The sequence below is a fragment of the Canibacter zhoujuaniae genome (assembly GCF_011752005.1).
Classification (GTDB): domain Bacteria; phylum Actinomycetota; class Actinomycetes; order Actinomycetales; family Microbacteriaceae; genus Canibacter; species Canibacter zhoujuaniae.
In genome coordinates, this window is the sequence record NZ_JAAIJZ010000003.1 from 77,590 (window position 1) to 103,401 (window position 25,812).

Genomic DNA, 25,812 nt, shown 5'->3' on the forward strand with positions numbered 1-25,812 from the left:
GGCGGCTGGCCTAAACAGGTAAAACGGAGCTATGCGAGTGGCAGATGGATGAGCTGCAGACCGCCAGCAGCAACTGCTGCTTCAATAGCCTTATCAAGCTCCTCTGCGGAGCTAATGCGTGTGCCTGCACCGCCACAAGCGTTAGCGAGCGCAGCCCAATCCGGCTGCACGAGATCAACGGCAACCGGGTTGATACCTGCCGCGATCTCGTTGTCTTTAATCTCGGCAAAGCCGCCGTTGTCAACAACCAGAATGACGATGTCAAGATTCTGTTCAACAACCGTAAGCATCTCGTTGAAGCTGAACATAAATGCCCCGTCGCCGGTGACCGCGACCACAGGCCGCTCTGGGGATGCGAGTTTGCTACCGATCGCGGCCGGCAGCCCATATCCGAGCGTCGCATATGTTGCCATATAGGCCACAGAGCGCGGGTTGCGCACCTGCAACATGTTCAGCAGCCCCCAGTAGGCAATCTTTGAGGAGTCTGTGGTCAGGATCGCATCTTCCGGCAGCGCCCGCGCAATCGCTTGGCCGACCGAGGTGTTGAGTGCGTCGAGCTTTTCGGATTCTTGTCTAATTGCGGTAAGTGTTGCGGGCACGTCAATGGCCGAGGTGCGATCCGCATCGTCAAGCAGCTCTGTGATCGCGGCCACGGCTGCAGCCGCGTCGGCACGAATACCAACGGTTGCTGGCTGATTCTTGTTGAGCTGTGATTCGAGCACATCAATGCGCACAACTTTGCCCTGCGCGCGCAAGGCATCCACCCAGAGTTCAGCCTCACCGAGTTTTGATCCGACCACCAGCAAGACATCAGCTTTCTGAGCTACCTCTCTTGCAGCTGCAAGACGCAGATTAGAGCCGAGTGCGAGTGGATGGTGCTCATCGATAACGCCCTTGCCGTTGAGTGTTGTAACCACCGGAGCAGCAAGTTTTTCAGCGAGAGCCTGTATCTCTTGCCCCGCCCGTCGCGCACCGCCGCCAGCCAGAATCACCGGATTCACCGCATCAGAAAGCAGCGCAGCAGCCTCTGCAATCAGTTTCTTATCGGGGCTTGGCACCGGCTCGAACTGTTTTGCGGCAAGTTCAGAGGCAGAGATCGAGGTTTCTTGCTCAAGGATGTTTAGTGGCACCTCAATGTAAACCGGTCGTGGGCGCCCCGTCGCAAACAGCTCGAAGGCGTCGTGCACCGCCGCAACCGCTTCTTCTGCGGTTTTCACTCGGCGACCCCATTCAACAATCGCGGCAGCAGCTGAGAGCTGATCCTTAGTTTCGTGAAGTGTGCCTGAGTCAGAGAACTCTGCGCCGAGGGCGACACCGGGTGAGAGAATAATCATCGGTCGTGACTCTGCGAATGCGGTGCCTGCTGCTGAGAGCGCGTTCAATAGTCCGGGACCGCTCGTAGTGATCACAACACCAGGCAGCCCCGTCTGGAGCGACCAGGCATCTGCCCCGTAGCCGGCTCCTTGCTCGTGTCGGGTTGTCACCGGCCGGATACCCAGCGTCTCGAGTGGTCGATAAAACTCAAGGTTGTGTGTGCCGGGGATCCCAAAGACAGTGTTAATGCCGTAGTTGGCTAGGGTTTCCAGCACAACCCATCCGGTAGTGCGCTTCTGTGTCGTAGGCATATATTTTCTCTCTACATGCTGTGTTTATAGTGGGTTATCAGTGTCGGTGTCCCAGACGCATTCGCCGTCTATCCAAGTGCTCAAAACAGAAATTTTACCTATCTGCTCCGCTGGAACAGACAGGGGGTCGGCTGAGAGCACGGCGAAGTCGGCGCGTTTTCCCGCCGCAAGCGATCCCAATTCATTTTCGCGCCCGAGTGTGACCGCGCCTTCATACGTGTGCGCCAGAAGCGCCTCACGTGCTGAGATGCGCAGCGCATCAGCTCCCAGCTGCACACCGCGACGTGTGACACGGGTCACGGCTGCCTGGATCGCTTCGAGTGGTTTCGGCGGTGCCACCGGAGCATCCGATGAGATTGTGATCGGCACTCCCGCGTCGCGAAACTCTCCGAGCGGATTGAAGCGCTCACCGGGTGTCCCAATCGCTTGGGTCACGCCTTCGCCCCAATTGTAATAGTGCTGCGTCTGGTTGACGGGGCGGATCCCGAGGGCTGCCATTCTGGTGATTTCTGCAGGGGCGGGCAGGCCGCAGTGCTCGATGCGATGCCTAGCATCTGCGTTCGGATACTTAAGCTGTGCAGCCTCAATTGCATCGACGCACATTTTAATCGCAGTTGGCGATTGGGCATGGGTTGCGGTTTGCAGCCCAGCTGCGTGCGCCAGTCTCACCAGCTCGGTGTATTCCTCAGGTGAGTGATAGAGCAGCCCAGTGCGGCACGGATCCCCCGCATATCCTTCAGGAAAATACGCGGTCCAGCCGCCGAGGGTGCCGTCAGCATAGAGCTTGATGCCTGCTGTTGCCAGGCGGGCGTTGCCGAATGGAGCAACCAGCCCAAGATCAAGAATCTGGTTAAGCAGATGCGACAGAAAATACATTGAGACACGCATCTTCAGCTCGCCGTGCTCAGCCAAGTCAAGGTAGGCGGCCATCTCACGCTTGCTCACCTGCGCATCACCGACAGTGGTCACCCCGCCGCGAAAGAATTCGGTCTGCACAGTGCGCAGCTGCCGCCGGTGCTCGGCGGGCTCATCGCTGAGATGAAAGTTCGGGCCGTGGTGGCCAATTTTGACACCGTGGATGCCGGTCAGTACATTGGCGGCGGCGTCTGAGAGTTCACCGGTGAGGTCTCCGTTAGCGTCTCGAAAAAATTCGCCACCGTCCGGGTTAGGTGTGTCACGCGTCACCCCGTGCACTGCAAAAGTAAAGGAGTTTACGACCCCGCCGTGCCCGGAGGCATTCATAATGTAGACCTCGCGTGATGTTGAGACCTGGTCGAGCTCCTGTCGGGTGGGGTGTCGCCGTTCGGCAAGGTTGCGCTGTTCGTATCCATAGCCGCGCAGCGCAGCCCCCGGCGGAAGCTGCTTTTCTGCCTCCCGCAGCAGGGCCACAATCTCCGGAATGTTCTTAGCTTTGTTCGGCCCAACATCCACCCATGACAGCATTTGTCCGTACATCAGCGGGTGAGCGTGCGCGTCTATAAAACCGGGCACAATTGTTGCGCCTGGATAGTCCACCCTGTTCACTTCCTCCTGCTGTGTCAGCGCGATCCGCTCGATCTCAGCAACAGAGCCAACGGCGAGCACTGATCCCCTATGCACAAGCAGCGCAGTTGCGCTCTCAGCAGCAGGGTTCAGAGTGTGAATACGCTCTGCGGTCACAATCGTTAGGGAAGAATTACGGTCATCAAATGTTGCAAGTGATTTCATAATGTATTCCCGCCTGGGCGGCGATTAGACGTCAAGGTCTATCGCGCGCCGCTTGTTTTCACAGCGGTGGTTCTGGGCAGCTCATCGATGTACTGCGGCGCGAGCCACATGGCGATGAAGTTTAGCGCCGCCATCACAATAAACTGCCAGACAACGCTCCAGTCTGTGCCGGTCATTTCCACAAGTGTGACCGAAACGATTGGCATGAGGCCACCCCACAGCGCAGCACCGAGACCGTATGCCATTGACATTGAGGTGTAGCGTGCTTGCGGGCGGAACATCTGCGCCATGATAGTTGCGAGCGGCGCCCAGGTTGCGCTCATCGCGATACGGATCAGGGATACGAGAATGTAGGTCAAAGCCAGCTGCTGCCCACCGATTGCGAGCATTAGCGGGATCATGCAGACGACCGCACCAATTAAGCCGATGTACATCACCTTCTTTGAACCCAGCTTGTCGGCGAGGGCCGCAACCGGCAGTGTCACCAGGAATTCCACAAAAGATGCGATGGTCATCGCAAGCAGAATATGCCGCTCACTAAATCCGATGGCTGGGCTCGTTGCGTAATTCTGCACAAATGTGGTTGCCATGGTGTAGCCACCTGACGGCACCAGCACGATAAAAGCTCCGAGAATGATCGGCCACCAGTTGCGGCGGATCGCATACCACACGGGCGCACCCTGTTCTGCTGATTCCACCTCAGTCTCAAAGACCGGGGTTTCTTCAGTTTTCTTACGCACCCAAAAGCCCACAGCGATGAGGGCTGCGCTCAGCAAGAATGGGATGCGCCAGCCCCACTCCATCATCCACTCTTTGCCAAACAGCTCCATCACGTAGAAGATACCGGTCGCTAGGAGGGCGCCACCGGGGTTGCCCAGCTGCGTGAAGCCGCCAAAAAAGCCCTTCTTATCTGCCGGCGCGCTCTCCACGCTCATGAGTGCGGCACCGCCCCACTCTCCGCCGACAGCCAAACCCTGCGCAGCGCGGAACAGGAGAAGAAGGATCGGCGCTGCAACCCCAATCGCTGCGTATGTCGGAAGGCAGCCTACCGCGACAGTGGCGACACCCATCATTACCAGAGTGATAACAAGAGCGGGTCTGCGCCCGAGGCGGTCACCGATGTGGCCGAAAATGATTCCGCCGAGCGGGCGGAAGAAAAATGCGACTGCGCTGCTTGCGAGCGCGGCGATCGTTCCGACGAAACGATCCTGTTCCGGAAAGAACAGCGTTGGAAAGTATATTGCGGCAGCCGTTGCGTAGACGTAAAAGTCGTACCATTCAATCGTGGTACCGACAAAGGCGCCCCAACCGGCACGATACGCGCGTTTGCGCTCTGCGGGGGTCCAAGTTTGAGTTGCAGTCATTATTAAGCTCCCTTGCCTACAGGTATGTGGGAGATACTATCCAGATTTAACGATCATATGTGAGTAATAATCAATGCGATTGCGTGATATACAAATCATTTGTGTAATTTTAGATAAAATCGACGTTAAAATAAGTGTCTGAAACGCGTTATGCAAACTTTTTGATCATTTCGGGAACAAACATTTTTTAATAACGATTTAGCCACAAAGGGTGTGAAATCATTCAGAAACCGTCTCTAGATACTGCGCTCATTGCAGCACTGCAGCACAACGGGCGCGCCAGCATCAGCGCTATCGCTGCAGATATTGGGCAACCGCGAGCGGTTGTTGCCGATCGTCTGGGCCGACTCCTTAGATCCGGCGCATTACGTGTAGTGGCGGCGCTCGATCCTGGATATTCTGGGGATCGCGTGCTCGCGCATCACCTTGTGACGGTTAATGGCCCCACTGCTGAACTGCTCAAGCTTCTCAAGGATCGGGCAGAGACCGTGTTTGTGTCATCTGTCACAGGCAGCAGCAATGTCGTTGTTGAATCACGTTTGCGCACAGAAGCAGAGCTGCAACTGTTTCTCGAGTATCTGCGGGGCCTACCTCGTGTGCAGCGCGTCAAAACAAACCGCTATCTGCGGGTGGTTAAGGGCTTTTTTGTTGCTGAGTATCGCGGAGATATCACCCTCGATGAGCGGGATCGGCAGATCGTCGATCTGTTGCAAACTGACGGCCGCATGAACTATCGCACAATTGCAAATAAAGTGAATCTTAGCCCGTCAGCCGTGCGCGCCCGCGTGAATCGCATGGTTGAGGCGAATGTAATTCGCATATCGGCGGTTGAAGAGCGCGGTGTCATTAACTCGCAGATAGCGATTGGGTTGGGCATCTCCCTGTGTGGGCCGCTAGATCCTGTGCTCGAGTTCTTACGCGGCCGCCCAGAGGTTGATTTTGCTACAACGTGTTCAGGCTCTTTTGACCTGATCGTGACAGTGACTGCTGCCACTCCTCGAGTCATTTTTGACTTTTTAGAAGCACTGCGTGCCACCGGGTTGGTCGGCGAGATTTCCTCCTGGCTGCACATCAACACAGCAAAAGAAGATTACGCTCGCAGCCTGCGGGAAGCTTAAGCTAATCAAGCCTTGCTTTGATTCACCACACCGCTGCCGCAGTGGTTTTAGTGCCCCAGAGAGGAATCGAACCTCCGACACCTTCTTTAGGAGAGAAGTGCTCTATCCACTGAGCTACTGGGGCTGGCTAAACCAGCTTACCGGTTCGCGCTCGAGCCTACTGCTCAATCACAAAAATGTGTGCAGCCATCGCGCGACTAATTTCCAGCGGCTCAAACACCCCAACAGCGATCCGCACAATTTCATCTTCAAGCACAAAACTTGCCCGCGCACCCGGTTTAATGCCCGCCGCATCGAATGCGCGCAGCAGCTCAGGATCCACCTGCGCAGGCTCGGCAAGCCTAGCAATCTCAGCTTCAAAGTCGTCGATTGCGTTTTCTGTAAAGACGGTCATAACATCGACAACACTCATCAAAAACATGCCGCGTGTTTTGACATCCAACTCTTCCAGGCCGGGGATCGGATTCCCGTATGGTGACTTTGTGGGCTGCTCAATAAGTTCCAGAATGCGGCGCTCGACTCGCTCGCTCATAACGTGTTCCCAGCGGCACGCCTCATCGTGGACATATTCCCATTCGAGCCCGATCACATCGTGCAAGAGCCGTTCCGCTAGACGGTGTTTGCGCATCACTCGCACCGCCAGCGTGCGACCGCTGTCTGTCAGTTCAAGGTGTCTATCGCCGGTCACCACAACCAGCCCATCGCGCTCCATTCGCCCAATTGTTTGTGACACCGTCGGCCCCGAATGAGACAGGCGTTCAGAAATACGGGCGCGCAGAGGAACGATGTCTTCTTCCTCCAGTTCGAGGATCGTTCGCAAGTACATCTCTGTTGTATCGATGAGGTCGGTCACTTGGGAATCCTCCTTGATGGTCGCAATTATCCTCAAGCATAGTGCCGCAGACCTGAAAAATGCCGTTTAAAATAGGAGTATGGCGCATATTGAGATTCCTGCTGAAATTCGTCCCGTCGATGGCCGCTTCGGATGCGGGCCTTCAAAAGTCCGCGATGAGCAGGTGAGCTTCCTGGCAAGCTTACAGCCGACTGTGCTGGGCACTTCGCACCGGCAGGCTTCGGTTAAGAATCTTGTCAATAGTGTGCAAGAACAGCTGCGTGACCTTTTCAGGGCACCGGAGGGTTACGAAATTGTGCTCGGTAACGGCGGCGCAACCAGCTTCTGGGATGCGGCTGTGCACTCACTCATCAAAGAAAAAGGCCAGTTTGCCACCTGTGGTGAGTTCAGCTCGAAGTTTGCTGCGGCTGCTAAAAAAGCTCCGTGGCTTGCGGATCCTGCGGTTATCAAGGGTGAACCTGGCACCCTCGCGCAAAATGTTGACGCCAGCGATGTCGATATTTTCGCGTACGCACACAACGAAACCTCGACCGGCGTTATGAGCCCGATCCGCCGATACGGCAAAGATGGGCAACTGACCGTTGTAGATGCAACAAGCGCCGCCGGTGGGATCGACTTTGATGCCGCTAATGTTGATGTTTACTATTTCTCACCGCAGAAGAATTTTGCGAGTGACGGTGGCATCTGGTTTGCGCTAATGTCTCCCGCTGCTATCGCACGCATCGCCGAGATAGACGGCACCGACCGCTACATTCCAGACACCCTGAACCTGCAAACCGCGGTTACTAACTCTAGGCTCCAGCAGACTCTCAACACTCCGGCTATCGCGCCGCTGGCGTTGATGGACGAGCAGCTGCGGTGGATCCTCTCACAGGGTGGCCTTGAGTGGGCGTCTGAGCGCACCAAGCACTCATCACAGCTGCTCTACACTTGGGCAGCAGCGCGCAGCTTCGCAACTCCATTCGTAGCTGACGCTGATGCGCGCTCACAGGTGGTTGCAACAATCGATTTCAATGCAGATGTTGACGCAAGCGCGATTTCAAAAGCTTTGCGCGCAAACGGCATCGTGGACACTGAGCCATACCGTAAGCTCGGTCGCAATCAGTTGCGTATTGCAACATTCACTGCGATTGATCCGACAGACGTTGAGAAGCTGATCGCCTGCATCGACTACGTGGTTGAGCGCCTCGACTAATCGTCTTCTGAGTCTTCAGCAGACTCGTCTTCGTTATCGGGTTCGTCCTCGCTGTCAAGCTCGTCCTCACTGTCGGAGTCGTCAAGCTCGTCGATGTCGATGCCGTCCATCTCGTCGTCAAAGTCCGTGAAGTCGTTTTCGAGCAGATCGTCTTCGGGGTCAACGTCGTCTTCGTCAAGCTCCTCGTGAGCGGCAGCAGCGGCTGCAGCTTCCTCGGCGGCCGCAGCCGCGCGTGCCTCACGGAACTGTGCCAAACGCACACTCCATGGCACCCACTCTGGCGCCACAATGGAATTCTCTCCCGCAATCAACTCAGTTTCAAGCACGGTCAGCGGCGCACCATCTGCGACCTGAGTCACGCTCACCGCCCACAACCAACCTTCGTAGGTCGTGCCGCTGTATGCAAACAGTATTGTGGCCACCCGCGGCGCCTCTGCTCGCACGCTCACAAGTTCGCCGACTTCCTCGGCTGTGGCTAAGTCTGCTAACAGAGTTTCACGGGCGAGCTTGACTCCCTGCTCAATAGTTGCGGCGTCAAGCTCCAGCACGATATTTTCGCTGCCGTTATCTTCAGTGTTTACTGCCATGTATTTTTAATCTCTAAGCGTCAAATTCTTCTGCCACGCTGCGCAACAGAGTGGCCAGCATGCGCGACTGCTTCCGATCCGGATACTGACCAACCTTGAGCTTCTCACCCGCAGCGTCGAGCAGCTTCATCAGGTCTTCCACGATAACCGTCAAATCGTCTGGGCGCTTCCGGTTGCGACGCACCGGGCGTGGGGCGGTTAGCAGTTTTACCGAGAGAGCCTGCGGGCCACGACGCCCGTCCACCACGGAGTATTCAACACGGGCGCCAGGATACAGCTCATCGTCATCACCAAGCACCGAGGCGTGCACATAAACCTGCTGACCGCCCTCACCTGAGATGAAACCAAATCCCTTTTCTTCGTCAAAGAACCGAACTTTTCCGGTTGGCATATGCCCTCTTTCTTTACAGTTTTCTTCACACCTAGCTTAGCGCCGTAATTGCGCTGTCGACTAGACTTAGCCCTGTGAGTAAAAAACAGTCGTCACGGCTAGAATTATTCCTCGGGTGGGGCTCGGTTTCACTGATCCTAATTTCGGTGCTCGCATTTTTTGTAACACTTATCTTTGCGGCATTTCTCTCACCTGAAGAGCTCAACCGCAACGGGATCCGCCAGCTTGTCTGGATCGCCTACGTTGGCCTCCCGGTCGGGTTCGCGATGCTCTTCACCCTGCTTTTTCTTGATTCCAGGAAGCGTCGTAAAAAGCAGTTAGCAAAATAGATGCCGGATATCCTGCATCTTGCGGAGCACCTGAGCACCCTCTCGCTCGAGCATCTGCTGAGCCTCATCGCGTTACGAAAACCGCGCCGAGCAGATACTTTCGTACGGCTTGCTGCCCAGCTGTTGCAGCCGAACAGTATCAACGCCTGCAGTGCGTTTCTCACACGCGCCGAGCTTGCGGCGCTTGCCCACCCCGCTGTCGCACACACCGCCCCAGCAGCTTGGCTAGAAACTCTGCACACTCTCGGGTTAGCATACAAAGAGAGGGGCGGATCGACGCGCATACCAGAACCTGTTAAATCTTGGGCGCGCACCGTGCATGCGACTGCTAACACAGCGGAAGAGCCGTCGCTTGATATTGCAGCACTCGAGCACGCAGCGCAGCGCTGGCGCGCGATGCTCATGCCCGACCGTGACACACAAAACTTTGCGATTTATAACAGCCCAACAGATCGCACAAATTGGTGGACGCACGCCGCGACAGCCGTCGCGCAGGTAACCCAGCTTTGCGTGCACCTGATCCGCAACCCCATCAGCCTCAGTGACACCACCAGAGTCGTCACAAAATCGCTTGGTCGAGCAGCGCAAACGCTCGCGCTCAGTGAGCACCAAACTTTAATGCTTTTAAACCTCGCTTTAGACTGTAACCTGCTAACAGATAGCACTGGTTTTTCAAGCGCGGGCACACAGTTACGAGAGTGGCTCACCGCAGATACTGCCGCTAGCTGGCGAATTCTCGCTGCAGCCGGATACTCAAGCGCCGATCCGCAATTGCTTGCCGAAATTGCAGTGACCCAAACCGACGCGCTGACAGCCGTTAGCCGCTTGCTTGCACAGCTCAGCCCGCAGTCACCAAAACGCGCACAGCAGCTGAAATCTGATGCGACTCTGTTGCAGCTGCTTGCAGTTCCCGCAGTGAGCAGCATCAACGAGCTGAACCAAGCTGCCACAGAACTTAGCGCGCTACTGCCATCCCCCGGCCAGCAGGTGATTATCCAACCAGATCTGTCGGCTATTGCGCCGCAACCGCTATCGCCAGAAACAGAAATTCTGCTTTTAGAGTTGGCAGATATTGAGCAGAGCGGCGTGGCGACGGTCTACCGCTTCACTGAAGCCAGCATCGCACGCGGTGTGCTCAACGACAGTCGCACCACGCAGGAGTGGTTGAGCCTGTTGGCAGAGCTAAGCATCACTGACGTACCCAGCTCACTCACTTTCTTAATCAAAGACATACGCGACTCTGACCGGGTTGTGCGCTTAACGCCACACCAGTCTGGCCGGCTCACACTGCTTCATACAAAATCAGTAAACACAGCCAAATTAATGCATGAGGATCGCGCCCTGCAGGCGCTTTCACTCACGCCAGGGTCCAGCGAAACGACACTCACAAGCCCGCTCGCGCCGCTTAATATCTCTGCCGTTTTACAGGATGCTCACTACTTTGTCGCACAGCGACCATTTTCAGAAATGCTTGCCGCGGCAGCGCAGCTGCAACCAAGGCACAGGCGCACCAACACTCCGCCCGCTAAAGACTTCACAAAAACTGCTGCGCATCTCAAAGAGAGCAGCGCAGACCGCATCTCAATCTGTTTAGAGTACGCGATACACACCGGCGCAAACCTTCGTTTACTACTCACTTCTAACACAGGTCAAATAGAAGTGGTTGCGGTAGCAAAAACTTTAAGCGCAGATCGTGTGCGCCTCTACGATGCAGTTCAGCAGGTAGAGCGAACAGTGCCGGTGAGTGCGATTTGTGAAGCTGAGATTCTATCCCGGCCAGAGTAGGCTGGATAGTTATGAGTTTTGGCCCGCTAATCGTGCAGAGCGACAACACTGTGTTGTTGGAAACCTATCACCCACAGGCGGGCGCTGCACGAGAAGCCTTGGCCGTGTTTGCCGAGCTTGAGCGCGCACCGGAACATATTCACACCTATCGCATCACTCGTCTCGGGCTGTGGAACGCACGCGCCGCAGGGCACGATGCCGAAGAAATACTAGACACACTTAATTCCTACGCAAAGTTTCCGATTCCGGAGGCAGTTAAAAACAGTATCTGCGACACTGTTGCACGCTACGGCAAACTCGAGATCGTGCGTGATGCAGAGGGCGCGCTGCTCATCAGAAGTGACAGACCAGACATTTTGCGCGAGGTGGTAACCGATAAAAAGATCGCGCCACTGTTGCTGCGTGAACGCAACGAAAGCACTTATGAGGTTTCAGACTGGGCGCGTGGCGAGCTAAAACAGCAGCTTCTAAAGCGCGGTTGGCCTGCGGCAGATCATGCGGGATACACCCCCGGTGACCCGCACGCTGTCGCCCTGGTAGAGAATGATTGGCAGTTGCGTGACTATCAGCGTGCGGCCGTATCAGCGTTTACTCGCGGCGGCTCGGGCGTTGTTGTGCTGCCGTGCGGCGCTGGAAAAACTCTTGTCGGCGCTGGCGTGGTCGCCGAAGTTTCAGCAAAAACACTGATCCTAGTGACCAACACAGTAAGTGCCCGGCAGTGGCGAGAAGAGCTATTGCGACGCACCGATCTAACACCCGATGACATCGGTGAGTATTCAGGCGAAGTCAAGGAAATAAAACCCGTTACGATAGCGACGTACCAGATTCTGACCGCAAAACGCGGCGGCAACTATGCGCATTTATCGCTTCTGAGTGTCGAAAACTGGGGGCTAATAATTTACGACGAAGTGCACCTGCTGCCGGCTCCTGTGTTCAAACTTACCGCCGAGTTGCAGGCGCGACGCCGCCTCGGGCTGACCGCCACACTCGTGCGCGAAGACGGTCGGGAGGGTGACGTTTTCAGTCTCATCGGGCCAAAACGTTTCGATGTGCCGTGGCATGAGCTGACCGCCGCTGGGTTCATCGCCCCGGCAACCTGTTTTGAGGTGCGGATCGATCTCGACCCCGATACCAGAATGCAATACGCCGCTGCAGAGGATCGCGAACGCTATCGGATCGCCTCTACCGCAAGGCAGAAGATAGATATTGCGCGGGAAATTTTAGCCCACCACGACGGTGAGCAGTCCCTTATTATTGGTCAGTATATTGACCAACTCGAGCAGATAGCCGAGGCTTTAGACGTGCCGTTAATTACCGGGCAAACCCCGACGAGCGATCGTGAAGAACTGTTTGCAGCCTTTCGAGCGGGGCGAGTGCAGACTCTTGTGGTGTCAAAGGTTGCTAACTTTTCTATCGATCTGCCTGAGGCGTCTGTCGCGATCCAGATCTCAGGCAGCTACGGTTCGCGTCAGGAGGAGGCGCAGCGACTCGGGCGTATTCTGCGCCCGAAATCAGACGGCAAGCAGGCCCACTTCTACACGCTAGTGACCCGCGACACAGTAGACCAGGACTTTGAGCAAAACAGACAGCGCTTTCTCGCCGAACAGGGTTACGCCTATGAGCTGCTGACAGTTCAAGACCTGGCTGCCAAATATTCAGCAGACTCATAGGTAACTATAAGAAACTAAGCTTATGCCACAGCAAAATAAAGGTCCACGAATCCTAATCGTTGATGATGAGCCAAGCATCCGCGAACTGCTAATGACCAGTTTGCGCTTCGCTGGGTTCGGTGTGCGCGCGGTTGTAAACGGCGCACAGACCATCTCTGCCGTGCTGGAAGAGGAGCCAGACCTCATCCTGCTCGACGTGATGCTCCCCGATATGAGCGGCTTTAGCGTAACCGAGCGGCTCCGCGAGGCAGGCTACACCTCCCCAATCCTGTTCTTAACCGCAAAAGATGATGTGGAAGATAAGGTCAAAGGTTTAAGCGTTGGTGGCGATGACTACGTTACTAAACCGTTCAGCCTCGATGAGATCATTGCCCGCATTAAAGCAATTCTGCGCCGCACTGTGCCCGAAGAGGACAACACCGCACTCACTATCGGGCCGATCCGCATGGATCAGGACACCCATGAAGTGCAGGTCGGTGATAATTCTGTTGAGCTCAGCCCGACTGAATACAAACTGCTGCGTTATCTGATGCAGAACCCAAACCGCGTGCTGTCAAAAACCCAGATCCTCGATCATGTTTGGGAGTACGATTTTAACGGCGATGCTGGCATCGTTGAGTCTTATATCTCGTATCTGCGGCGCAAGCTTGATCCGCTCACTGAGGAATCACTGATTCAAACAAAGCGCGGTTTTGGATACATGCTGAAGGTTGATGAAGATTAAAACTAATCGGTCACTGCTGCAGCGCTGGGCTGATGTGCCTCTGCGCGCCAAAATGACCGGTGTGACGGTGCTGATTTTGAGCCTCGGCCTGTTGGTTGCTGGTGTCGGCACAATGTCATTGCTGAAACCCTCACTCTACGCAAACCAAGATACTGAGCTCAGAGCGATCAGTAATAACCCTGTGACCGCCCTGCAACCCGGGGCGCAGCAGGATCAGATAACCCGGAACGATGTGATTTATGCGCCGGGGCGCAACTACGTAGCTATGTTTGATGCGGAGGGAGACTTTCTCTACGACAATCGAAACTCTGAGGCTGCGGTGCTGCCCGAGATCGAACATCTTGAGATTGATGATCTGCAGATAGAAGCGGTCTCCCCCGGCGGTCACGGACTTGGCGGCGGTTTCCCGCAGGGCAATGATAACGACCTCGACATCGAAGACAGCCCCAGTGAGATAGACCAAATCGTCCATTTCACCGACGATGATGGCGTCGTTTGGCGCGGCGTAGTGGTTCCTGTCTATGGCTCAGCCTTTGGCAACATCGATGGTTATCTGCTTGTTGCCGGATCCACCGAACTAATCGAACAGGTTGCTGCGCAATATATTGGCATCTTCGCCGGTTTTGGGATTGCGGTGATTCTGTTGGGCGCAGCGCTCACGCGGATCTTCGTCTCTGCTGCATTCGAACCCCTCACTGAGGTTGAACGAACCGCTAGAGAAATCGCACGCGGTGACTACTCCAAACGTATTCATGTTGCGTCGCCAAACACGGAGGTCGGCCATGTGGGAACGTCACTAAACGTGATGCTCGACCAGATCAATAACGCCTTTAATGAGCGCGCCGAAACAATCGATAAAATGCGCCGCTTTGTTGGTGATGCCGGCCATGAACTGCGCACGCCGCTGGTCTCTTTGCGCGGCTACGCAGAAATGTACCGGATGGGTATGCTGCAGGAGACTGAGCATATAGAGCAGGCTATGGATCGTATCGAGAAGGAAGCGATCCGCATGACCTCACTCGTTGAAGATCTGCTCAACCTGGCACGGCTTGACGCGAAACGTGAGCTTGAATTAAAACCGCTTGACCTAAACAGGTTTGCACGCGATGCCGCCTTCGACGGTATGGCACAGGCACCAAATCGTGTGATCACCGCGATTGAGTGCCCGCACAACCCGCGAGCGCTTGGCGATGAACACAAAATTCGTCAGGTGATGACCAACCTAATCGGTAACGCGCTCCGCCACACTAATGAGGGCACTCCGATTGAGGTGTTTGTCACCTGCAGTAGAGAGCACGCCGTTTTTGAGATTCGTGATCACGGAGACGGCGTGCCAGAACAGATTCGCGACAAAATTTTTGATCGTTTCTGGCGCGCAGACACCTCCCGCAACCGTGAAACCGGTGGCAGCGGATTGGGGCTCTCAATCGTGCGCTCTATTGTTGATGCTCACAACGGCACAGTCCGCTGTGTTGAGACCGAGGGCGGCGGCGCAACCTTCAGGGTCGAGCTGCCACTCGCCGAACCAATCCTCGGGCTTGAAACTTCTGAGTCTGGGCTCGATGCTGCGACCGTGTTTGAACAGAGCCGCAGCGCACAGGCAGCAGGAGCTGCTGCGAAGGGAACAGCGAAGACCGGGCGTGTGCGCCGCATCGGGCGCCGCGTGCGCCGTGACGCGGGCTCTACCAGCGCCGACTAATCTCGTAGCGTTTACTCCTCGACAATAACTGTGCCGCGCATCTCTGGGTGGATCGAGCAGTCATAGTCATATTTGCCGGGCTCGGTGAAAACGTGTGTGAATGAGCCATCCTTTTGCAGCTCACTCACGAAAGAGCCGTCAGCTGCAACAACGTCGTGTTTGGCACCGCCGTCAAACGTCCACCGCACAGCCTCACCGACTTTAACTGTCACAGTTTGCGGATAGTATGCGTTGTCTACAGCGCTCACCTCAACCGCGGCGGTCACCCCCTCCGCAGAGGCTGTTACCTCTGGCTTGGTGGGGCTGCAACCTGCCACCCCTACCGCCAACAAGCCAGCCATAGCGAGCCCAATAATGCGCCCTGATTTCTTTTGGATTGAAAAACTATCGAACATGCAAATCACGCGCCACATCACTAATTGAACCGGTCATGGAAGGATAGACAGCAAAGGCGCTGCCTATCTGGTCTACTGTGAGCATATGCTCAACCGCGAGCGCGAGCGGAAAGATGAGTTCGCTCGCTCGCGGGCCGACGATCACACCGCCTTGCACAACGCCTGTGCGCTTTGAGGCAATGATCTTGACGAAACCGTCTTTGACACCCGACATTTTTGCTCGCGGGTTTACGCCGAGCGGAATTTTGTGCACCACTGATCGAGTGTGCAGCTCACCGAGCTGCTCTAAATCTTGCTCAGAGTATCCGACGGTTGCGATCTCCGGTGAGGTGAAAACGTTTGATGCGACATTGCGCAGATCGATTGGGCGCACCACGTCACCCATAGCGTGCATGATGGCGGTGCGTCCCTGCATTGCCGCGACCGATGCGAGCGGGAAAAAGTTGGTGCAGTCGCCCGCTGCATAGACTGAAGGGACGTTTGTCGAGGCGACACGGTTGACCTTAATGTGCCCGCTCTCTGTCAGTTGCACACCGAGTTCTTCAAGACCGATACCGGCAGTGTTTGGGATTGAGCCAACGGCCATAAGACAGTGTGAACCGAATACTTCACGCCCGTCTGCGAGGGTCACTCGCACGCCATCTGCGGTGCGTTCAACTTTGTCGGCGCGCGACCTTGAGAGCACGTGCATACCCGATCTCTCAAAAACGTTTTGAATTAGTTCTGCCGCGTCTTTATCTTCACCCGGGAGCACCTGCTCACGGCTCGATATCAGCGTGACCTCGCTGCCGAGGATGCGGTAGGCGCTTGCAAATTCAGCGCCGGTTACACCCGAACCAACGACGATTAAGTGCTCCGGCTGCTCTTTCAAATCGTAGAGCTGTTTCCATGTGAGGATGCGTTCACCATCTGGTTTTGCTGAGTCTAGCTCGCGCGGGCTTGCGCCAACGGCAACCACAATAGTGTCTGCCGTAATAGTGTCAAAGTCTTTCCCGCCCTTGGCTGTGGCGACAACAACTGTGCCGGGTGCTTCGATCCGCCCCTCTCCGTGCACAATGCGCACGCCGTCTTCTTCGAGCATGTGCTGCAGATCTACCGACTGTGCTGCGGCCATAGACATAAGACGTTTGTTGATGGTTGCAAAATTTACAACAACCTCTGGCCGCACTGGTTTACCTGCTGCGCCGGGCACTGTGGTTTGCACACCGAGCTGTTCACTCTCACGCACAGCGGCGACAGCGTCTGCGGTTGCAACCAAACTCTTTGAGGGCACGACGTCTGTGAGCACCGCTGAGCCACCAACACCGGCGCGCTCTACGAGGGTGACCTCAGCCCCCTGCTGTGCTGCTGCGAAAGCTGCCTCATACCCGCCCGGGCCGCCACCCAGGATCACAATCCGATGCTTGCGCTCACTGTTTCCCATACTAATCAGTCTACTTTGCTTGCGACACCGTGTTTGTCGGCTGTGTTTGCCGGCCTCAGCGGCAAGCAAATTAGAGAAACCAACCAGCAGCGCTAGCAACTCATAGGAAGGGGGTTTAGGCTCTAAATATGAGTGACTTACAGCAGGAAAATAGTGCCCTCGCAGCAGAAGCTGCCAAGACTTTGCTTGTAAAAAGCGGGGTTAAAAAGTTTGATATTGCCCTCACTTTGGGCTCTGGCTGGGGCAAAAGCGCCGAGGCGATGGGTGAGATTATTGCTGAGGTGCCGGCCTCTGAGGTGCCGGGTTTTCATGCGAATGGTGTAATCGGCCATTCCGGTAAGCTCACCGCTTTACGTCTACCTGACGGCCGCAATGTGCTAATTATTGGGGCGCGCACCCACCTCTATGAGGGGCGCGGGGTTGATGCGGTGGCGCACGGTGTGCGCACTGCGCATGCCGCAGGCGTTGAAACTCTCGTGCTCACCAATGGCGCTGGCGGAGTCAACCCGGACTACGGGGTTGGTGAGGTTGTGTTGATCAGTGACCATCTAAATCTCACCGCTGTCAGCCCGCTGAAGGGCGCAGAGTTTGTTGATCTGACCGATCTTTACGCTCTAGAGTTGCGGGCAGTTGCTCGCGAGGTGGCGCCGGAGCTGCGGGAGGGTGTGTATGCACAGCTGCCCGGCCCACACTTTGAGACACCCGCAGAAATTCGCTACCTACAGACGATAGGGGCTGACGCGGTTGGCATGTCTACCGCGCTAGAGGCTATCACAGCACGCTCACTCGGGTTAAAGGTTTTGGGGCTTTCGTTTGTCACCAACCCGGCTGCGGGTTTGCAGGATGAGCCGCTCAGCCATGCAGAGGTTATTGCCGCAGGCAAAGCGGCTGAGTCTCGCCTGAGTGAGCTGCTCACCAAAATTGTGCACCGGCTGCCATAATTCGCAACACACGCTGCACTATTCACGCACTTAATAACGAGAGGCCGCACATGACACTCGCCCAAGAACTGCTAGCTCGCGTCAGCGAGTGGATCGCCGCCGACCCCGACCCTACGACAGCATCTGAGTTACAGGCTCTGCTCGATCAGGCTTTGGGGGAGGATCGGGCCGCAGCGCACGATCTCACGCAGCGTTTTTCCGGCAGACTGAAGTTTGGCACCGCAGGTCTTAGAGCTGAGCTTGGTGCGGGGCCGCAGCGTATGAATCGGGTGGTTGTGCAGCAAACAACCGCCGGTTTCGTGAAGTTTCTACAACTGCGCTTTATGCAGGGTGAGATTGCAAAAAAACGCGTTGTTATCGGCTTTGATGCGCGTAAAAACTCAGAGATATTTGCCCGTGATGCCGCAGAAATCTTTGCTGGCGCCGGGTTTGATGCGCATCTGTTGCCGGGCCCACTGCCGACTCCCGTAACCGCGTTCGCTGTGCGACATTTAAACGCTGCAGCTGGGGTGATGATCACCGCGAGCCACAACCCACCAAACGATAACGGCTACAAAGTGTATCTTGGTGACGCTGATGCAGGATCGCAGATCGTGCCACCGGTTGACGGTTTAATCGCAGAGTTTATTGATGAGGTAGCCGCCACTCCAATTAGTGACTACCCACGCAACGCAGACGGAGTGCAGCTTGTGGGTGCGGAAATCATCTACGATTATCTGCGGGCTACGGCGCAATCAGTGCTCGGCGCCGAGCAGCAGGGAGCCGCAGTCCATCCGAAGCTCGTCTATACGGCGATGCACGGTGTCGGAACCGCCCCAACAGTGTCTTTATTTGCCGCTGCGGGGCTGCCAGAGCTTGAGCTCGTGCCCGAGCAGGTGGAGCCTGACGACACCTTCCCAACCGTTGCCTTTCCAAACCCAGAAGAGCCGGGAGCGCTAGATTTGGCCATCACCCGCGCCAGGGTCGTGGGCGCTGACGCGATTATCGCCCACGACCCTGACGCGGATCGCCTCGCAATCGCACTGCCTGAACGCGATGCTAACGGAGCCAAAACTGACCGCTGGAAAATGTTAACCGGCAATCAGCTTGGCCTCCTCTTGGGCTGGCGTGCAGCACGTCAGGCTGCTGCGAAGGCCGCCGAAAAGGGCCTCGCCGTCTCTGCTCTCGAGCCACAACCGGCGCTCGCCTGCACAATCGTTTCTTCACCCGCGCTCAAGGTTGTGGCTGACCACTACGGGCTCGCATATTTTGAAACACTGTCTGGTTTTAAGTGGGTGTCGCGCGTGCCCGGTCTGGTGTTCGGTTTTGAGGAAGCCTTGGGGTATCTTGTCAACCCCAGCATAATTCGCGATAAAGACGGCATTTCGGCAGCTGTCGCAGCCGCTGAGATGCTGACTGCACTGCACGCGCAGGGCAAAACTTTATGGGATGAGCTTGACGCCGCCTACGAACTGTTTGGGGCATTTGCAAGCACTCAGGTTACTGTGCGACTCGAGTCGTCTGAAGCGGTGTTAGCTCTCGCGGAAAGGCTGCGACAAAATCCACCAGAACAGTTTGGCACTGTTCCGGTAGTCAAATATCAGGATCTTGCTGAGCACCCGGAGAGCACACTGCGCGCAAACGTTATGCGTTTTGATCTTGCTGGTGGGAGCCGTGTCATGGTGCGCCCGAGTGGCACAGAGCCAAAACTGAAACTCTACATTGATGTGTGCGTCACTGAGGGCACAGTTGCCGAGCGAAAAAGGGCGGCTGAGGGGCTGCTTGTCGAGCTGGAAACCGCGATCCGCAAACTGCTTGCGGTCTAGCGTTTTACTCGAGCAGCGGGCTCAATGCTGTTAATGTCAATCGCACCAGATTCTGCTCCAGTGTAGGCGATACCTGCGTTGGCGAGAGTTTCTTCAGAGTGCGCCCGCTCTAAATCTTTTTCGCGCAGCGCAGCGGGCAGGCCGCAGGATTTATCTTCGCCGGCAGCGATCCAAGACGCGGTGAACAGCAGCACACGGCAAATGAAGTTGAACCAGAGCAGCAAACCGACAATGACCGCAAAGGAAGCGAGCAGCGGATTTCTAGATGCTCCGCCGAGCAGGGAAGAACCGAGCACGGTGAGCACTACGAGCCCGATAGCGCCTGGGATCGTGCCCAACCAAATGCGCTTAGCTGGAATCTTGAGCTCAGCCAGCCATTTATGAATGGCAAACAGCACGAACCAGTTAAGTAAGAACATTGTGCCAAAGCGTAGGAGGGTGCCGAGACCGCCGAAAATCCACGAGTCAGCGGGCAGGACTTCGAGGTTTTCAATGAAATTTAGCACCGCGGTAGAGCTGATCGACAGCACTGACGACAGGAGAATGAGCACCCCAAAACCAACTGCAAACAGCAGATCGCGCAGCTTCAATATAATGCCATTCCGACCGGGGACGGCATCTAGTCCGTTAATTAGACGAATTGAAGAGCGGGTGCTGTTGAACCAAGTGAGCACCAACAGAAACAGAGAGGCAATAGCAATCGCGTTTGACCAGCCGAGCGCCGGACTATCGAGCAGGTCTTGGACGTCAATCGCACCACCCTCGCCAAACAGGCCAGGAATCAGAGTGTCTAGATTTTCGATCAGCGCTTTCAGCAATTCCGGCTGTCTGCGCAGATAGAAACCAAAACTGCTGAACCCAACCCAGAGGGCGGCAAAGACTGCAAAAAGTGCCTGGAAACTCATGCCGGCAGACAGCACCTCGCCACCATTTTCGGTGAGGTTCGTGTTTGCGCGTAACGGGCGTGAGCGCTGTAGTTTCTCAACGAGCGCCAGCACTTTGTCTTTCAATGATTTGCCCTGGTTGGCTGTTTCTGCGCCCGCAGTAGCTGCTGTGTCATTGGTCTTAGTCACCCTGACATTTTAGCGGTCTTTGAAAATGCTGTGCTTGCCGTCTCACAACAAAACCGCTGCTGGGAAACTCTCCCCAGCAGCGGTTATTGCAAACAGTTCAGCCTATTTCTAGCAAACGGTGCTGAATGACTTACGACTACTTCACTTTGCCAGACACCAGCGCAGACTTAACCTCGGCGATCGCCTTAGTAATCTGAATACCGCGCGGGCAGGCTTCTGAACAGTTAAAGGTGGTGCGGCAGCGCCAGACGCCCTCGGTCTCATTCAAGATGTCGAGACGCACCTGAGCCTGCTCATCACGGGAGTCGAAAATGAAGCGGTGCGCATTCACGATCGCTGCCGGGCCAAAGTACTGGCCGTCGGTCCAGAATACTGGGCATGAGGTGGTGCAGGCTGCGCACAGAATGCACTTGGTGGTGTCATCAAACCGCTCGCGATCCGCAATTGACTGCAGGCGTTCTTTTCCACCCTCAGGCTTCGCCTCAGTCTGCAGGAACGGCTGCACAGCGCGGAACGCATCGAAGAACGGCTCCATGTCGACGATGAGGTCTTTTTCAAGTGGCAGACCCTTAATCGCTTCAACGTAGATCGGTTTGCTGATGTCAAGATCTTTAATCAGGGTCTTGCACGCCAGGCGGTTGCGACCGTTGATACGCATAGCGTCTGAGCCGCAGATACCGTGTGCGCACGAGCGACGGAACGCGAGGGTGCCGTCTTGCTCCCACTTGATGCGGTGCAGTGCGTCGAGGATCCGGTCTGTCGGATACATTTCAACGTCGAAATCTTCCCAGTAGGCGTCTTCACGCACTTCTGGGTTGTAACGACGCACTAGGAGGGTGACAGTGAACGGCTGCGGGGCTTCTGGTGCCGCAGCTTCAACGGCTTCAGCCGTCTCAACACTCTGAGCGTCTACTGTTGCGGTGCTCATTAGTACTTCCTCTCCTGTGGCTCGTATCGAGTCATGCGCACTGGCTTCCAGTCAAGACGGATGCGGTCTTCAGGCAGCTCTGAGTCTGCCTCAACCTTGTAAGCCATAGTGTGCTTCATGTAGTTCACATCGTCACGTTTTGGATAGTCATCACGCATGTGACCGCCCCGGCTTTCTTTCCGGTTGCGGGCGGTAAACGTCAGAATCTCTGCAAGATCGAGCAGGAATCCGAGCTCGATCCCCTCAAGCAGATCAGTGTTGTAGCGCTGACCGCGGTCGTGGATAGCGATGTTTTCATAACGCTTGCGCAAACTGCGGATGGTCTCAAGCACAGAGGTTAGTGACTCTTCGGTGCGGAACACCTGTGCGCCCTGGTCCATTGCTTCCTGGAGCTCACGGCGAATGCCCGCAACGCTCTCAGTGCCGGTTGTGTGACGCAGACGGTCAACCCACTCACGGACGTTTTTGGTCGGGTCGTTCGGCAGCGGCACGAAATCTGCTGTTTTAGCGTAAGCGGCAGCATTATTTCCGGCGCGCTTACCAAAGACGTTGATATCGAGCAGCGAGTTGGTGCCGAGACGGTTCGAGCCGTGCACAGACACACAAGCGCACTCACCTGCGGCATACAGGCCGGGCACAACGGTGTCGTTATCCTGCAAAACTTCTGCGTCGTTATTGGTTGGGATCCCACCCATTGCATAGTGTGCGGTTGGGTAAACCGGCACCGGCTCAACAACCGGATCGACACCTAAGTATGTGCGGGCAAACTCCGTAATATCTGGCAGCTTGGTTTCAAGCACCTCTGCACCAAGGTGGGTGCAGTCAAGGTAGACATAGTCTTTGTGCGGCCCGGCACCGCGGCCGTCTAGCACCTCCTGCACCATGGAACGCGCCACAATGTCGCGCGGTGCGAGGTCTTTAATGGTGGGTGCATAACGCTCCATGAAACGCTCACCACTGGCGTTACGCAAGATTGCGCCCTCACCGCGCGCACCCTCTGTGAGGAGAATGCCCAGACCCGCCAAGCCTGTTGGGTGGAACTGGTAGAACTCCATGTCTTCCAGTGGCAGACCTTTGCGCCAAATGATACCGACACCATCACCTGTGAGGGTGTGTGCGTTCGAGGTGGTTTTGAAGATCTTACCGAAACCGCCGGTCGCAAACACGAATGACTTGCCCTGGAATACGTGCAGCTGCCCGGTTGCAAGCTCGTAGGCGATAACAGCCGACACACGCTTTTGACCGTTCGCATCTTCGGTCATTGCAAGATCGAGTGCGTAGTACTCGTTGAAGAACTCCACCTCGTGCTTTACACAGTTTTGGTACAGGGTCTGCAAAATCATGTGCCCTGTACGGTCGGCTGCGTAGCATGCACGGCGCACCGGACGCTTACCGTGCTCTGCGGTGTGACCGCCGAATCGACGCTGGTCGATCTTTCCCTCTGGGGTGCGGTTAAACGGCAGACCCATGTTTTCAAGGTCAATAACCGCTTCAATCGCTTCTTTCGCGAGAATCTCTGCCGAGTCTTGGTCTACAAGATAGTCGCCACCCTTAACAGTGTCGTAGGTGTGCCACTCCCAGCCGTCTTCCTCCACGTTGGCAAGGGCAGCGGCCATACCGCCCTGCGCCGCACCGGTGTGTGATCGGGTTGGGTACAGTTTGGTGATTACCGCGGTGCGTGCCTTCGGGGCAGCTTCAATCGCTGCACGCATTCCGGCGCCACCAGCGCCAATGATTACGACATCGTACTTGTGATAGGTTACGCCGTCTTTGACGGTTACCTCTGCGGCTGTGTTGTCAGTCAACTTCAGTCCTTAAAAATTGTTTCTCGAAACTTAGAGGGAAGAGCAGAAGCTCGCAACGAGCTCTTCAGGCGCCCCCGGCAGGCAGGGGTCAAAGGTAAACACAACCAGGGTGCCGAGCAGAATAAGCAGCGCTGCAGCAGACCAGATTGCAATCTTCAAAGCCTTTGCAAGGTTCGGCTTGTTTACGTAGTCATTCACGATGGTGCGCATACCGTTTGAACCGTGGATAATCGCAAGCCACAGCATTGCAACATCCCACCACTGCCAGACAGGGTTGGCAAACTTGCCGCCGACAAAACCGAAATCTACTGCTTTAATGCCGTCACCGAGCACTAGGTTGTAGAAGAGGTGGCCAAAGATCAGCACGACCAGGATGACACCTGACACGCGCATGTAGATCCAACCCCATTTTTCCCAGTTGGTGGTCTTTTTATTCTTAATGAACGGATTGTTTGCGTTAGTTGACATTTTTTACGAGCCTCCTAGTGTGCAAACACGTTTGGTAGATGACGAGCACAGAAACCGATCATCAGCACCGCCCAGATTGCGATCACAATCCAGAACATCTGACGCTGATACTTGGTGCCCTTACTCCAGAAGTCCACCAAGATAATGCGCAAACCGTTCAGTGCGTGGAAAACCACCGCACCCACCAGCGCAACCTCACCAAGACCCATAATTGGGTTCTTATATGCGCCAATGACAACGTCATAGACCTGCGGGCTGACCCGAACGAGTGCCGTATCTAGCACGTGCACAAGCAGGAAGAAGTAGATTGCGATGCCGGTAATCCGGTGCAGCACCCACGACCACATGCCTTCGTTTCCACGGTATAAAGTGCCGCCCAGTCGCTCACCCTGCGGCTGAGCTGGCTGCGCGAGCTGCGCCTTTTCGGCTGCCACGAACATCCTCCTCGATAGATGTTAAATACCCTCTGGCGGGAAATTACTGTGTCTCTAATTATCGCACCTTTCACGGCATATTTTAAGAATTTACGAAGCTCCTTCATCTGATGTTATTAAGGCGCTTAATTACTGATTTTTATTGCCCCACCGCGCCTCCGTTCCAATGGCGGGCGGCGCGCTACTCTGCTTAATATGCAAAACAATGAAAACTTTTGGTGCGTCATTCCGGCCGGTGGCGTGGGCTCTCGCCTGTGGCCGCTCTCCCGCGCTGACGCCCCGAAGTTTCTGTTAGATCTAACCGACAGCGGTAAATCACTGCTCGCAACCACCTGGGATCGACTCACTCCGCTCACCGATCCGAAACGCATTATGGTGGTCACAGGAAACGCGCATCAGCGTTCAGTGCGCGAGCAGCTTCCGGATCTTGCCGAAGCAAATCTCGTAACAGAGTCAGAGCCCAAAGATTCTTCTGCCGCCATCGGCCTGGCCGCCGCGTTGATCCTTCGGCGCGATCCACAAGCCATTATCGGCAGTTTTGCTGCAGACCACGTCATCGGTGATGAGTTTCTTTTCCAGCGCGCGGTGCACACCGCGGTTAACGCAGCGGCAACGGGGGCAATTGTCACAATCGGCATTCGCCCAACACACGCCGCAACCGGCTTCGGCTATATAAAAACGGCGGATCCGCGGCCAGACATCGCGCCAATGGATGTGTTCCGCGTCGCTAAGTTCGTTGAGAAGCCCGATAAAAAAACCGCAGAGAGATACATTCGCAACGGCAAACTCTGGAATGCCGGCATCTTCATCTCTCGCGCTGACGTTCTGTTAGAACAGATGGCGGAGTCTGAGCCAGAGCTCGTCGCGGCACTGCATGAAATAGCGGATGCATGGAACACTCCGCACGCAGCGGCAGCCCGTGAGCGTCTCTGGCACACGCTGCCGAAGATTGCTATCGACTACTCCGTCGCAGAACCAGCCGCCGCTGCCGGAAAAATGCTCTGCGTCTCCGGGCACTTTAGCTGGGATGACGTTGGAGATTTTGCGAGTATCGCAAACCTCTTGACGCGCGGTCGCGCAAACGATCTGGCAGTTTTGGGAAAGCGCTCTAGTGTGCTTGCTGAGAAATCAAACGGCATTGTAATTTCGGGCAGCAAGCGGCTTGTAACTGTTGTGGGAATGGATGATGTTGTCGTCGTCGACACCCCTGATGTTTTGCTTGTGACGAATAAGGCACACGCTCAGGACGTCAAAAAACTTGTTTCCCATATGCGCGACTCCGGTAACGCCCAACTGCTGTAACGCCGATCCGACACGCCGAAAATCCTTAAACCTTAACTTAAAAGTTTAAGGATTTTTGCTTTTTAGTTTGACTTCACCCTAATTACACGGGTGTAATTAAATAACTAAACAACGGCTCCCCCGCCGCCGTACGATGAAAGGAGTGGGCGTGAGCACAATTGCAAACGGCCCCGTCCCAAGCGACTGGCATA

General features: G+C 55.7%; 23 protein-coding genes, 1 tRNA gene and 1 pseudogene. 11 read left to right on the forward strand and 14 right to left on the reverse strand.

All coding sequences use genetic code 11. The features are described 5' to 3' along the window. Nucleotides 1-29 precede the first annotated feature (29 nt). The 3 genes from HCR00_RS05850 to HCR00_RS05860 are packed head-to-tail and all read right to left on the reverse strand — an operon-like array spanning nt 30 to nt 4,696. On the reverse strand, nt 30-1,625 hold the full coding sequence (locus HCR00_RS05850; RefSeq protein ID WP_166986879.1) for a thiamine pyrophosphate-binding protein: 1,596 nt from the start codon (nt 1,623-1,625) through the stop codon (nt 30-32). Nucleotides 1,626-1,649: 24 nt separating this feature from the next. Then, nucleotides 1,650-3,332, reverse strand: a complete 1,683-nt coding sequence (locus tag HCR00_RS05855) for an amidohydrolase (protein WP_167143608.1) — start codon at nt 3,330-3,332, stop codon at nt 1,650-1,652. Between the two features lie 38 nt (nt 3,333-3,370). Next, nucleotides 3,371-4,696 carry an MFS transporter gene (locus HCR00_RS05860; protein WP_167143611.1) on the reverse strand — a complete coding sequence of 442 codons (1,326 nt, stop codon included), beginning with the start codon at nt 4,694-4,696 and terminating at the stop codon, nt 3,371-3,373. 221 nt (nt 4,697-4,917) lie between these two features. Here HCR00_RS05860 and HCR00_RS07050 point away from each other — a divergent pair. Together HCR00_RS07050 and HCR00_RS05870 are read left to right on the forward strand one after the other, a co-directional pair. After that, a pseudogene (locus tag HCR00_RS07050) lies at nt 4,918-5,046 on the forward strand (AsnC family transcriptional regulator); the annotation flags it as partial. 24 nt (nt 5,047-5,070) lie between these two features. Continuing rightward, nucleotides 5,071-5,814, forward strand: a complete 744-nt coding sequence (locus HCR00_RS05870; protein ID WP_166986861.1) for an Lrp/AsnC family transcriptional regulator — start codon at nt 5,071-5,073, stop codon at nt 5,812-5,814. Nucleotides 5,815-5,865: 51 nt separating this feature from the next. On the opposite strand, the gene HCR00_RS05875 is transcribed toward HCR00_RS05870, so the two are convergent. After that, nucleotides 5,866-5,938, reverse strand: a tRNA-Arg gene (locus HCR00_RS05875). A gap of 33 nt (nt 5,939-5,971) precedes the next feature. Further along, a complete protein-coding gene (locus HCR00_RS05880) occupies nt 5,972-6,667 on the reverse strand; it encodes an iron-dependent transcriptional repressor DtxR (protein ID WP_166986858.1) in 696 nt (231 codons plus the stop codon). A 79-nt stretch (nt 6,668-6,746) separates the two neighbouring features. Between HCR00_RS05880 and serC the strand changes: the two genes are divergently transcribed. Then, nucleotides 6,747-7,862, forward strand: a complete 1,116-nt coding sequence (gene serC / locus HCR00_RS05885; RefSeq protein ID WP_167143615.1) for a phosphoserine transaminase — start codon at nt 6,747-6,749, stop codon at nt 7,860-7,862. Here the strand turns inward: serC and HCR00_RS05890 are convergent. Both HCR00_RS05890 and HCR00_RS05895 read right to left on the reverse strand, forming a co-directional pair. Then, the gene (locus HCR00_RS05890) at nt 7,859-8,449 is read right to left on the reverse strand and encodes a DUF3027 domain-containing protein (protein WP_167143618.1); all 591 of its coding nucleotides are present in this window, start codon (nt 8,447-8,449) and stop codon (nt 7,859-7,861) included. The genes serC and HCR00_RS05890 overlap by 4 nt on opposite strands. A gap of 13 nt (nt 8,450-8,462) precedes the next feature. Next, nucleotides 8,463-8,840 (reverse strand): cold-shock protein, encoded by a 378-nt coding sequence (locus tag HCR00_RS05895; RefSeq protein WP_166986849.1) that lies wholly within the window; start codon nt 8,838-8,840, stop codon nt 8,463-8,465. Between the two features lie 74 nt (nt 8,841-8,914). On the opposite strand from HCR00_RS05895, the gene HCR00_RS05900 reads away from it, so the two are divergent. From HCR00_RS05900 to HCR00_RS05920, 5 genes are read left to right on the forward strand one after another with little or no spacing between them, the layout of a single operon-like run. Continuing rightward, the gene (locus tag HCR00_RS05900; RefSeq protein WP_167143621.1) at nt 8,915-9,169 is read left to right on the forward strand and encodes a hypothetical protein; all 255 of its coding nucleotides are present in this window, start codon (nt 8,915-8,917) and stop codon (nt 9,167-9,169) included. Beyond that, nucleotides 9,170-10,954 (forward strand): helicase-associated domain-containing protein, encoded by a 1,785-nt coding sequence (locus HCR00_RS05905; protein ID WP_167143624.1) that lies wholly within the window; start codon nt 9,170-9,172, stop codon nt 10,952-10,954. Nucleotides 10,955-10,965: 11 nt separating this feature from the next. Then, on the forward strand, nt 10,966-12,624 hold the full coding sequence (locus HCR00_RS05910) for a DNA repair helicase XPB (protein WP_167143627.1): 1,659 nt from the start codon (nt 10,966-10,968) through the stop codon (nt 12,622-12,624). A gap of 22 nt (nt 12,625-12,646) precedes the next feature. Further along, nucleotides 12,647-13,348, forward strand: coding sequence for a response regulator transcription factor (locus HCR00_RS05915; protein ID WP_166986836.1), 702 nt, complete (start codon nt 12,647-12,649; stop codon nt 13,346-13,348). Further along, complete coding sequence (locus HCR00_RS05920; RefSeq protein WP_167143630.1) at nt 13,338-15,047, forward strand: sensor histidine kinase; 1,710 nt, start codon at nt 13,338-13,340, stop codon at nt 15,045-15,047. Before HCR00_RS05915 ends, HCR00_RS05920 begins: the two co-directional genes overlap by 11 nt. Nucleotides 15,048-15,058: 11 nt before the next feature. Here HCR00_RS05920 and HCR00_RS05925 read toward each other — a convergent pair whose 3' ends face one another. Together HCR00_RS05925 and HCR00_RS05930 are read right to left on the reverse strand one after the other, a co-directional pair. After that, nucleotides 15,059-15,442 (reverse strand): cupredoxin domain-containing protein, encoded by a 384-nt coding sequence (locus tag HCR00_RS05925; protein WP_167143633.1) that lies wholly within the window; start codon nt 15,440-15,442, stop codon nt 15,059-15,061. Next, complete coding sequence (locus tag HCR00_RS05930; protein ID WP_167143635.1) at nt 15,432-16,865, reverse strand: NAD(P)H-quinone dehydrogenase; 1,434 nt, start codon at nt 16,863-16,865, stop codon at nt 15,432-15,434. The genes HCR00_RS05925 and HCR00_RS05930 overlap by 11 nt, the downstream gene beginning before the upstream one ends. A gap of 128 nt (nt 16,866-16,993) precedes the next feature. Between HCR00_RS05930 and HCR00_RS05935 the strand changes: the two genes are divergently transcribed. Both HCR00_RS05935 and HCR00_RS05940 read left to right on the forward strand, forming a co-directional pair. Continuing rightward, nucleotides 16,994-17,806 (forward strand): purine-nucleoside phosphorylase, encoded by an 813-nt coding sequence (locus HCR00_RS05935; RefSeq protein WP_167143637.1) that lies wholly within the window; start codon nt 16,994-16,996, stop codon nt 17,804-17,806. 50 nt (nt 17,807-17,856) lie between these two features. Continuing rightward, nucleotides 17,857-19,611: a phospho-sugar mutase gene (locus tag HCR00_RS05940; protein ID WP_167143640.1), complete on the forward strand. Its 1,755-nt coding sequence runs from the start codon at nt 17,857-17,859 to the stop codon at nt 19,609-19,611. Here HCR00_RS05940 and HCR00_RS05945 read toward each other — a convergent pair. From HCR00_RS05945 to sdhC, 5 genes are all read right to left on the reverse strand, one after another. Then, nucleotides 19,608-20,684, reverse strand: coding sequence for a YihY/virulence factor BrkB family protein (locus HCR00_RS05945; protein ID WP_167143643.1), 1,077 nt, complete (start codon nt 20,682-20,684; stop codon nt 19,608-19,610). The genes HCR00_RS05940 and HCR00_RS05945 overlap by 4 nt on opposite strands. Nucleotides 20,685-20,820: 136 nt before the next feature. Further along, entirely contained in the window at nt 20,821-21,612 is a 792-nt protein-coding gene (locus HCR00_RS05950) for a succinate dehydrogenase iron-sulfur subunit (protein ID WP_166986814.1), read from the reverse strand. Next, on the reverse strand, nt 21,612-23,417 hold the full coding sequence (gene sdhA, locus HCR00_RS05955; RefSeq protein ID WP_167143646.1) for a succinate dehydrogenase flavoprotein subunit: 1,806 nt from the start codon (nt 23,415-23,417) through the stop codon (nt 21,612-21,614). Before sdhA ends, HCR00_RS05950 begins: the two co-directional genes overlap by 1 nt. A gap of 30 nt (nt 23,418-23,447) precedes the next feature. After that, nucleotides 23,448-23,885 carry a succinate dehydrogenase hydrophobic membrane anchor subunit gene (locus HCR00_RS05960; protein ID WP_167143649.1) on the reverse strand — a complete coding sequence of 146 codons (438 nt, stop codon included), beginning with the start codon at nt 23,883-23,885 and terminating at the stop codon, nt 23,448-23,450. 14 nt (nt 23,886-23,899) lie between these two features. Beyond that, a complete protein-coding gene (gene sdhC, locus HCR00_RS05965) occupies nt 23,900-24,325 on the reverse strand; it encodes a succinate dehydrogenase, cytochrome b556 subunit (RefSeq protein WP_167143652.1) in 426 nt (141 codons plus the stop codon). Between the two features lie 189 nt (nt 24,326-24,514). On the opposite strand from sdhC, the gene HCR00_RS05970 reads away from it, so the two are divergent. Further along, on the forward strand, nt 24,515-25,621 hold the full coding sequence (locus HCR00_RS05970) for a mannose-1-phosphate guanylyltransferase (RefSeq protein WP_166986803.1): 1,107 nt from the start codon (nt 24,515-24,517) through the stop codon (nt 25,619-25,621). The last annotated feature ends 191 nt before the right edge of the window (nt 25,622-25,812 follow it).